Below are 9,285 nucleotides of genomic sequence, written 5' to 3'. Positions count from 1 at the left end.
AGCGATATCCGGGAACGCCGGCCCCGCATATCGCTTCCGCTCACGCGGGCTACGCTCTCTGCCATCTTCCGATTTTCGGAATTTTCTCTTGACGTAGACCCCAATCAGTGCGATTATACCCCCATCCCGCCTCGGCAAGAGGGACGGACGCGTCGTCACGAACGTGAGGCGGGGATGCGATGGACGCGGATGGCGCAGCCGGACGAGCGGCGCCATTGCGGACGGCGAATACGTGTGGTTCTGGCGCCCCGACGCTGGCGCTAAGCTCGCGGTGATGCTTCACATCACGCGGGTGACGGGGGCAAGAAAGCCCGGTCCCCGGGAAGAGCACGGCATAAGCGTTAACACCATCGCGCAGGGAATGCCGGTGATCTCGGCTGAACCTGTGGTAACCGCCGCGTGCTACTTTTGATGCACGCGGGCCATGGGTGCGGCTGAAGCACTCGGCATTCCCTGCGCCCTCTTGGTTTTTCGAGGGTGGATCATTTCCCAAAGCCTCGGGCGCAACGCGCCGCGAGAGTAAGCCCCTATGCCTCGACATCGTCATTGCGAGCGCAGCGAAGCGATCCACGCCTCAGCTCGGGGAAAGATGGATTGCTTCGCTGCGCTCGCAATGACGGTGGAGCTGTTTGACATTCGAATAAGAAGTAGCAAGTAGCCCGGATGAGCGACCCGTCCGCCGAAGCTCGGAGAGCGTAGGCGGAAGCGACATCCGGGAAACACTGTCCCCGCATATCGCTCTGCTCATGCGGGCTACGACATCTCACCCGCGCGCGAACACCAACAGGCCGTTGGCGGGAATGGTCAGCCGCGCGGATGCCGGCTGGCCATGCATCGCCGGTCCATCGGCGACGACCCCGCCGTCATTGCCCGCGACGTTCGGGTTGACCCAGTTGTCATAGACGTCGCTGTTGAATATCTCGCGCCATTCCCCTGCGGCAGGGAAGCCGATCGCATAATCGCGCCAAGTCGTCTCGTTCAGGCTGCAGACGATCATGAGGTCGTCGCCGTTGTCGGTCCAGCGGTGGAACGCCAGCACGCGGTTGTCGTCGTGGACGTGGACGACGGCGCAGCCCTCGCTTGTCAGCGCCGGATGGGCCTTGCGGAGCGTGATCAGGTCGCGCGTGTAGCGCAGGAAGTCGACCATCGCCTTGTCGCCATGATCGAGCCCCGCCCAGAAGATCGTGGTATCGACAGCCGGAGTGTCGCTCCACGGCTTGTCCTCCAGGATCTCCTGCCCCATGAACAGCATGGGAATGCCGGGCGAGGTCAACACCAGCCCCATCGCGAAACGGCTGCGGCTGCGCGCATACCAGGAGCGGCTGTTGCTGCCGTCGGCGAGCTTCGCCACCCGCGGCTCGCGCCCGACATAGACCTTGTCGTGGTTCTCGACATGCTGGACGGCACGCCAGCGCTCGCCGAGGCCCTGGTCGGCAATGGCGTCGGCGATCGCCTGCATCGACAGCTTTGCGCTCGCGCCGGCAGCGGCGCTCCTGATCGCGCCACGCACGCTTTCGCGCAGCCGGTCGTCCCAGGTCGCATCGAACCCGGCGCCGCCCTCGGCCGGCTTCTTCAGCACCCATGCGTTGACCGGCCAGTATTCCGCGATCTGGATCGCCAGCGGCTTCTCCGCGCGCAGGGCGTCGGTGATCTCCTGGCAGGTGCCCCAGCCGCCGAACTGGTCCATGACGCTGACCTCGTCGAAGCGCAGGCCGCCCAGGTGATATTCGCGATAGAACGACAGCGCGTTGTCGACCAGATATCGCCGGACATCCCTGTTCCAATAGGCGAACACCAGCCCGCCGGCCCAGCCATCATTGGTGAAGTAGAGGCTGTCATTGTTGTTGCCGGGGCGCGCACGGTCGAAGAACCAGAGGCTGTGATCGTCGAAGCCGCCGCCGGCGTGATTATAGACCACGTCGAAGATCACGGCGATGCCGTGGACATGGCAGACATCGACCAGCGCGCGAAGCTGATCATCGCAGTGGCGCAGCACGTCCACGCCGGCATAGGGCCGCTCGCCGACGCCGTGCAGGATGTCGTTGGTCTGCGCGACATAGGCCGCAAGCTTGGCCTCCTCCGCCTCGCCATACTGGGTCTCGGGGCTGAAGAGATCGGTGCCGTTGTAGCCCATGCTGAAGCTGGTCGGAAACTCCTGCACCGGCAACAGCTCCAGGGCGTTGACGCCCAGCGAAGCGAGATACGGCACGCGCGCGATGATGTCGAAGAAGCAGCCGTCCGGATTGCCCGGCTTGATGTCGTAGGTGCCGACGTGAAGCTGATAGATGACGAGCTGGTTGAATGGCGGCGGAGTGAACTCTCGACGATGCCAGGGAAAGGCGGCGGGGTCGCGCAGCACCGAATGGGACTGCGGGAACGGCGGCTCCCGTGTCAACAACCGTGCATGCGGATCGCGCTTGAAGCCCGACGTGCCCCCGGCCGGGCCGTCGACGAAAAAGCAATAGGGATCGCCGTCCTTCAGCCCGGGCACGAAGACCGCCCAGTGGCCGCCGCCGATCGGGCTGAGACGCGACGCCTCGTCCTGCTTCCAGCTGTTGAAGTCGCCGGAGACATGGACGGCGCTGGCGCGCGGCGCGAACACCCGGAAGGTCGCACCGCCCGCTACCAACGTGCCGCCCAGCGGCGCCCGGGAGAGATCGATCTGCAGAGCATCCATTGGCCGGCCCTCCCTCCAAATGTCCGCGGCAGGATATCCCGATCGGCCGTCCTGGAAACAGAAGGCGGTCTCTCAGAACAGGCGCGCGCCGTTCGGCACCGGCTGGTCCGGCTTGAACAGCACCACATTGCCGTTCGTGTCCGGAAAGCCCAGCACCAGCACCTCCGACATGAACTTGCCAATCTGTCGCGACGGGAAGTTGACAACCGCGGCGACCTGCCGGCCGATCAGCGCGGAGGCCTCGTAGTTCTGCGTCACCTGCGCGCTCGAGCGCCTGGTGCCGATGCCCGCGCCGAAATCGACCGTGAGCTTCAGCGCCTGCTTGCGCGCCTCGGGGAACGGCTCGGCCGCGATAATGGTGCCGACGCGGATGTCGACGGCGAGAAACTGGTCGAAAGTGATCTGGGCGGCCGGCGCCGCGGCGGGATTGTGAACGAGATGCATGATGGAAGACCGTTTATTTTATGGAAGCCGCCGGCGCAACCCAATTCAAATGCCCTGAGCTTTGCAGAGGCGGATATCGAGCCAGCCGAAGCCATTGACCGTGAGCGCGTCGCCTGCATTGATCACCACGGTGGTGGTCTCCGCCTCGATGATCGCCGGCCCCTGCAGCATGTGCCCGGGCCTCAGCTCATCGAGCGCGAACACCGGCACGTCGCGCCGTTCGCCGAACAACGCCCTTCGCGTGCCGCGCGGTATGGCGGCCTTGGTCGTGGTGACCGCATGGGCGTCTGCCTCGTACGTGGCCACCCTGCCGACCGCGGCGACGCGCGCATTGACGAACACGACCTCCTGGTCGCGCGAGGCATAGGTGTAGAGCTCCTCATGCCGGCGGTGGAAACGCTTCTCGATCTCGGCGATCAGCGACGGCGAAGAGAGGTCGATGCCGTCGAGCGAGACGTCGATCTCGAAAATCTGCTCGCCATAGCGCATCTCGGCGGCGCGCTCGATCGCGATCGGCCCGTCGAACCAGCCTTGCAGCCGCTCGGTGGCGCGAGCTTCGAGTCCCTCAAAGATCTCGCGCACCTCGCCTGCGGTCGAGCGCGCACCGCTCTCGAAATGGGTGCGGCTCACCTCATAGCGCAGATCCGAGGTCAGCATGCCCCAGGCCGACAGCACCGAGGCCGTGGTCGGCACGATGATGCGGGTAATGTCCAGCTCGCGTGCAAGCTCAACGGCGTGCAGGCCCGCGGCGCCGCCAAAACTCAAGAGCGCAAAGCGGCGGGGATCGACGCCGCGGCGCAGGGTCATCATGCGGATGCCGTCGGCCATCTTCAGGTTGACCAGGCGGAAGATGCCCGCCGCCGCCTCGATGCGCGTGATCTTCAGGCTCGTAGCGAGCCGGTCGATCGCGGCTTCTGCTGCCGATACATCGAGCGGCCGCTTGCCGCCCATGAATTTCGCGGCATCGAGATAGCCGAGTACGACGTTGGCGTCGGTGACGGTCGCGGCTTCGCCGCCCTGGCCGTAGCAGGCCGGCCCCGGCATCGCGCCGGCGCTTTGCGGGCCGACGTGGAAAATGCCGCCATTGTCGACCGAAGCCACCGAGCCGCCGCCGGCGGCGATCGAGGCGATGTCAAGGCTGCGCAGCGCGATGCGTTGGCCGGCGAGCCCGCTATCGGCCGACAGCGTCATCGCGCCGTCGGCGATCAGCGAAATGTCGGTCGAGGTGCCGCCCATGTCGAAGGCGACGAGGTCGGCAACGCCGAGCATCGCCGCAGAGCGACGGGCGCCGGCCATGCCGCCGGCCGGTCCCGACAGCACAGTTGCCGCGGCGAGCCGCGCGGCCTCCTCGACCGGCGCCATGCCGCCATGGGACAGGATGATAAAGAGCGAGCCGGCAAAGCCCGCCTCCGTCAACCGCCGCTCCAGCCGTTCGAGATAGCGCCGGACGATCGGCGAGACATAGGCGTTCACCACCGTGGTCGAGACGCGCTCATATTCCTTGATCTGCGGCAGCACGTCGCTGGAGCAGGACACGCCGACGTCGGGCAGCTCCCGCGCAAGCCGCTCCGCCACCGCGTGCTCATGCGCGGCATTCCGATAGGCATGGAGGAAGCAGACCGCGACCGAGGTCGCACCGGATCGCCTGATTGCGGCGATGGCCTCGTTGAGCGAGTCCTGATCGAGAGGGATCAGCACCTCACCATCGGGCCTCATGCGCTCGCGCACGCCGAAGCGCAGTTCGCGCGGCACCAAGGGCTCCGGCGGCGGCGAGCGCAGGTCATAGCGATTGCCCTTCAGTCCCTCGCGCATCTCCAGCACGTCGCGATGGCCCTCGGTCGTGATCAGCGCCACCTTGGCGCCGCGCCGCTCCAGCAGCGCGTTGGTCGCAACCGTGGTGCCGTGCACCAGTCTCTGCGTCTGCGCCAGCATGTCCGCACGCGACAGATCGAGCCGGCGCGCCAGCTCTTCCAGCCCCGTCATCACGCCGAGCGACTGGTCCTCCGGTGTCGAGAGCGATTTTGCGAAGACCGTGCGCCCGCTCGCATCGATGGCGACGAGATCGGTGAAGGTCCCGCCAACGTCAATTCCAATGGTCAGCATGGTTCAAACAGCCTCAGCGTCGTCGGTGACGAGGCCCTGCAGCCGGTCGCGCTCGCGCGCCGCCTGGCTGCGCTTGGCCGGCGGGCCCCAGCCGCCGCCGCCGGCGGAGCGGACCTCGAGGTAATCGCCGGGCAAAATCTCGATGCCGACCTCCTTGGTGCGCAGCTCGCGCGGCGGCCGGCCTTCCGACAATAGGCGGTAGCGATGTGGCGCGCTGTCCTCGCCGCCGAGCATGCCGGCCGAGCCGTGGCGGGTGCCCTCGCCCGCGGTATTGCCGAGCGCCGGCCTGGTCGTCTCCAGCACGAGATCGAGCGCGACGCCGAGGCCGCCGCGATACTGGCCGTCGCCGCCGGAATTGGGTCGGAATTCGTGCTTGCGGAAGTGCAGCGGGAAGCGCGCCTCGGCCACCTCGATGCTGCCGAACTTCAGCCCGCCAGCCGAATGCCACTCGCCGATCGACGACCAGCCATCGCCGCCGGAGGACGCGCCGCCGCCCGGGCGGGCGTGGAACATGTGCCAGATGAAGCCGCGCCCGGTGCGCGGATTCTCGCCCTGGATCGCAATCCGGTAGCGCCGCCCCCAGCCGGCCATGGCGCGATCCGGGCAGGAGCCGGCCAGCGCCTTGACGATCGCCTCGACGATCTCGTTGCCGGGATGGCTGGTGCACAGCGTCACCGGCCGGCCCGGATCGGCCCAGACGATAGTGCCCTGCTTCGCCTTCACCGTCAGCGGCCGCAGCGCGCCGGAGTTCTTGGGGATGTCGGGGTCGATCAGATAGGCAAATGCCATCGCCACCGCCGCCTGCATGTTGGCATGCGAGGAGTTGACGAAGCTCGAAGCCTGCGGATCGGAATCGGACAGATCGACCTCGACGTCGCTGCCGCGCTTGGTCACCTTGGCCGCGATCCTGATGTCGGTGCGGCCGCGCCCGTCATCGTCGAGCAAGGCCTCGCCATGGAACGTGCCGTCCCTCCAGGTCGACACCACCGCGCGCGCCTGCGCCTCGGCCGCGTCCAGCACCGCCTCGATCGCGGCTTCCACGACAGGTGTGCCGAGCTCGGCGAGCAGCTTCTTCACCCGCCGCTCGCCGAGATGGGCGGCGCCGATCATCGCGGCGAGATCGCCGCGGAAGTCGTAGGGGTTGCGGACGTTCAGCGCCAGCATGTCGAGGATGTCGTCCCGCATCCGCCCTGCCTCGGCGAGCCGAATCGGCGGAATCCGCAGGCCCTCCTGCCAGATCTCGGTGGCATCGGGATTGTAGGCGCCATGGGTGGCGCCGCCGATGTCACTCTGATGCGCCCGCACGATGGTCCACAACAGCCGCCGCTCGCCGTCGAACACCGGCACGAACACGGTGAGGTCGGGCAGATGGCTGCCGCCATGATAGGGATCGTTCATCAGGATCATGTCGCCCGGCACGACATCCCGGATGCGTTCCTCCACGGCGCGCGTCGCCCAGGGCAGCGCGCCGACATGGACCGGGATATGCTCGGCCTGCGCGATCAACCGGCCGGTTACATCGCAGATGGCGAGCGAGAAGTCGCGGCTGGAATTGAGGATCTGCGAATAGGAGGTGCGAAGCATCGCCTCGCCCATCTCGGCCACGATCGAGCTCAGGCGATGCTGCACCACGGATCGCGTGATCGGGTCGACGGTCTCGGACATTCCTACCCACCTCCATATCTGCTCACGCTTATAGAGCAGAACGTTCGCCGTCACGGCAACAAGAACAAGCGTCGAGCAATTAGCATGGCTTGCATGCAGCATCCAAAACGCGGTTGCCCTGCCGCTCCGCCTATCACAGACTGCTTTGGCCCGGCAGCGCCGATCCATCAATGGCGATGGTCGCGCGACGAGAATCCGCCGGCAATTGGAAACGAGTGATGACCGATCAGGTATCCGCCATTACGGCGGCGGGCACGGCAAGGCCCACGGGCGTGCGCTGGACCATCTTCCTGCTGATGCTGTTCCTGATCTCGATCAACTATATCGACCGCGCCTCGCTCTCGGTGGCGATGCCGCTGATCTCCAAGGAATTCGAAATCGATCCGGCCATGCAAGGCCTGATCCTCAGCTCGTTCTTCTGGACCTATGCGCTGATGCAGGTGCCCGGTGGCCTGCTGGCCGATCGCTATGGGCCGCGGATCGTGATCGCGTCGGCGACGATCTTCTGGGGCGCGTTTCAGGCGATCGCCGCAGTCGCCACCACCTGGGTCGTGCTGATGCTGACCCGGCTCGGCCTCGGTGCCTCGGAGGCGCCGATCTATCCCGCCGGCGGCAAGCTCAACGCGATCTGGATGACCCAGACCGAGCGCGGGCGCGGCGCCACCCTGCTCGACGGCGGTGCCCCGCTCGGCGCCGCGCTGGGCTCGATCGTGATCGCCTGGCTGATCGCCGCCTTCAATTCCTGGCGCGTCGCCTTCGTCATCGCCGGCGTCGGCACCATGCTGTGCGGCCTTCTGGCCTGGTACTACATCCGCAACACGCCGCGCCAGCATCCCTCCGTCAACGAAGCCGAAGCCCGCTATCTGGAGGCGGCGCACGCGCTGGAGGATGCCGCGACGCCCTCGTCCGGCGGCAGCTTCCTGGGCTATTTCCGCTTCCGCTCGGTCTGGTGCATGTGCCTCGGCTGGATGTTCTTCAACACCACCTTCTACGGGCTGTTGACCTGGATGCCGACCTATCTGTTCAAGGTGCACAATTTCGACATCAAGGTGATCGGCAGCGCGTCCTTCATCATCTTCTTCGCGGGCTTTGTCGGCGAGCTCGTCGGCGGCTGGATCGGCGACACCTGGCGCAGCCGCGGCGGCGCGCCCAATCTCGTGTTCCGCACGCTGTTCGGCATCGCCGCCCTCATGACCACCGTATCGATCTTCTCGGTCGCCTATGTGAGCGATCCCACAGCCGCCGTGGCGCTGCTATCCGCCACGCTGTTCTTCCTGCGCTGGTGCGGCATGTACTGGGCGATCCCGTCCGCGCTCGCAGGCCGCGACAGATCCGGCTTCCTCGGCGGCTGCATGAATCTCGGCGGCAACATCGCCGGCATCACCTCGCCGCTGATCGTCGGCCTCATCGTGCAGGTCACCGGCTCCTACTTCCTGGCGCTGATGTACTTCGCCGCCGCCGGCATTGCGCTTCTGATCTGCTCGACCCTGATTGACTACAGCCGCAAACTGCCGGTCTGACCGCCGCCCCATCCGGGAGATCACCATGCCCTATGCCACCACCGACGACGGGGTACGCCTCCATTTCGAGGAGACGGGATCGGGCCATCCCGTGATCTTCGTGCACGAATTCGCCGGCGACCTGCGGAGCTGGGAGCCGCAGTTGCGGCATTTCGGCCGGCGCTATCGCGCCATCGCTTACAATGCGCGCGGCTTCCCGCCGTCGGATGTGCCGGAAGACGCCTCGTCCTATTCGCAGGCGCGCGCCGCCGACGACATCCTCGCCGTGCTCGACCATGTTGGCGAGCGGAAGGCGCACATCGTCGGGCTGTCGATGGGCGGCTTTGCCACGCTGCATTTCGGCCTGCGCCATGGCGCACGCGCCGCGTCGCTGTGCATCGGCGGCTGTGGCTATGGCGCTGAGCCCGACAAGCGCGAGACGTTCAAGGGCGAAGCCGATGCGATCGCCAAGGCGCTCCGCAGCGACGGCATGCCGGCCTTCGCCGAGCGCTATGCCTACGGACCGACCCGCGTGCAGCTCGAGAACAAGGACCCGCGCGGCCACGCGGAGTTCAAGGCGATGCTGGCAAGCCATTCGGCGGTCGGATCGGCCAACACCCAGCAGGGTGTGCAGAAGGAGCGGCCTTCGCTCTATACACTGGTCGAGGACATGAAGCTCATCACCATCCCGACGCTGGTCATCACCGGCGACGAGGATTGGCCATGCCTGCTGCCGGGCATCCTGATGAAGCAGAGCATCCCGACCGCGGCGCTCGCAGTGATCCCGAATTCGGGCCACGCGATCAACATCGAGGAGCCCGGCGAATACAACCGGATCGTCGGCGACTTCCTGGCCCAGGTCGACAGCGGCCGCTGGCCGCAGCGCGACCCCCGCGC

Annotated in this window: 6 protein-coding genes; 2 read left to right on the top strand and 4 right to left on the bottom strand. The window is 66.6% G+C overall.

Translation table 11 applies throughout. From position 1 onward, the window contains the following. Positions 1-763: 763 nt before the first annotated feature. The 4 genes from JOY90_RS14600 to JOY90_RS14585 form a co-directional block, all read right to left on the bottom strand. On the bottom strand, positions 764-2,677 hold the full coding sequence (locus JOY90_RS14600) for an alpha amylase C-terminal domain-containing protein (RefSeq protein WP_291691826.1): 1,914 nt from the start codon (positions 2,675-2,677) through the stop codon (positions 764-766). Between the two features lie 72 nt (positions 2,678-2,749). Continuing rightward, on the bottom strand, positions 2,750-3,121 hold the full coding sequence (locus JOY90_RS14595) for a tRNA-binding protein (RefSeq protein WP_291691825.1): 372 nt from the start codon (positions 3,119-3,121) through the stop codon (positions 2,750-2,752). Positions 3,122-3,166: 45 nt separating this feature from the next. Next, complete coding sequence (locus JOY90_RS14590; protein ID WP_291691824.1) at positions 3,167-5,224, bottom strand: hydantoinase/oxoprolinase family protein; 2,058 nt, start codon at positions 5,222-5,224, stop codon at positions 3,167-3,169. Between the two features lie 3 nt (positions 5,225-5,227). Beyond that, positions 5,228-6,889, bottom strand: coding sequence for a hydantoinase B/oxoprolinase family protein (locus JOY90_RS14585; protein ID WP_291691823.1), 1,662 nt, complete (start codon positions 6,887-6,889; stop codon positions 5,228-5,230). 218 nt (positions 6,890-7,107) lie between these two features. On the opposite strand from JOY90_RS14585, the gene JOY90_RS14580 reads away from it, so the two are divergent. Both JOY90_RS14580 and JOY90_RS14575 read left to right on the top strand, forming a co-directional pair. Continuing rightward, a complete protein-coding gene (locus tag JOY90_RS14580; protein WP_291691822.1) occupies positions 7,108-8,409 on the top strand; it encodes an MFS transporter in 1,302 nt (433 codons plus the stop codon). A gap of 25 nt (positions 8,410-8,434) precedes the next feature. After that, positions 8,435-9,285, top strand: an 851-nt coding sequence (locus JOY90_RS14575) for an alpha/beta hydrolase (RefSeq protein ID WP_291691821.1), incomplete at its 3' end; no start/stop codon positions are given.

Source organism: Bradyrhizobium sp. (genome assembly GCF_019242285.1).
GTDB lineage: Bacteria > Pseudomonadota > Alphaproteobacteria > Rhizobiales > Xanthobacteraceae > Bradyrhizobium.
The sequence above is the reverse complement of the archived record's forward strand: the minus strand, read 5'-3'. Positions and strand labels throughout refer to the sequence as shown.

Coding starts and splice junctions, on each gene's coding strand:
- JOY90_RS14600 (WP_291691826.1), bottom strand. CDS start 2,677: ATGGATGCTCTGCAGATCGATCTCTCCCGGGCGCCGCTGGGCGGCACG.
- JOY90_RS14595 (WP_291691825.1), bottom strand. CDS start 3,121: ATGCATCTCGTTCACAATCCCGCCGCGGCGCCGGCCGCCCAGATCACT.
- JOY90_RS14590 (WP_291691824.1), bottom strand. CDS start 5,224: ATGCTGACCATTGGAATTGACGTTGGCGGGACCTTCACCGATCTCGTC.
- JOY90_RS14585 (WP_291691823.1), bottom strand. CDS start 6,889: ATGTCCGAGACCGTCGACCCGATCACGCGATCCGTGGTGCAGCATCGC.
- JOY90_RS14580 (WP_291691822.1), top strand. CDS start 7,108: ATGACCGATCAGGTATCCGCCATTACGGCGGCGGGCACGGCAAGGCCC.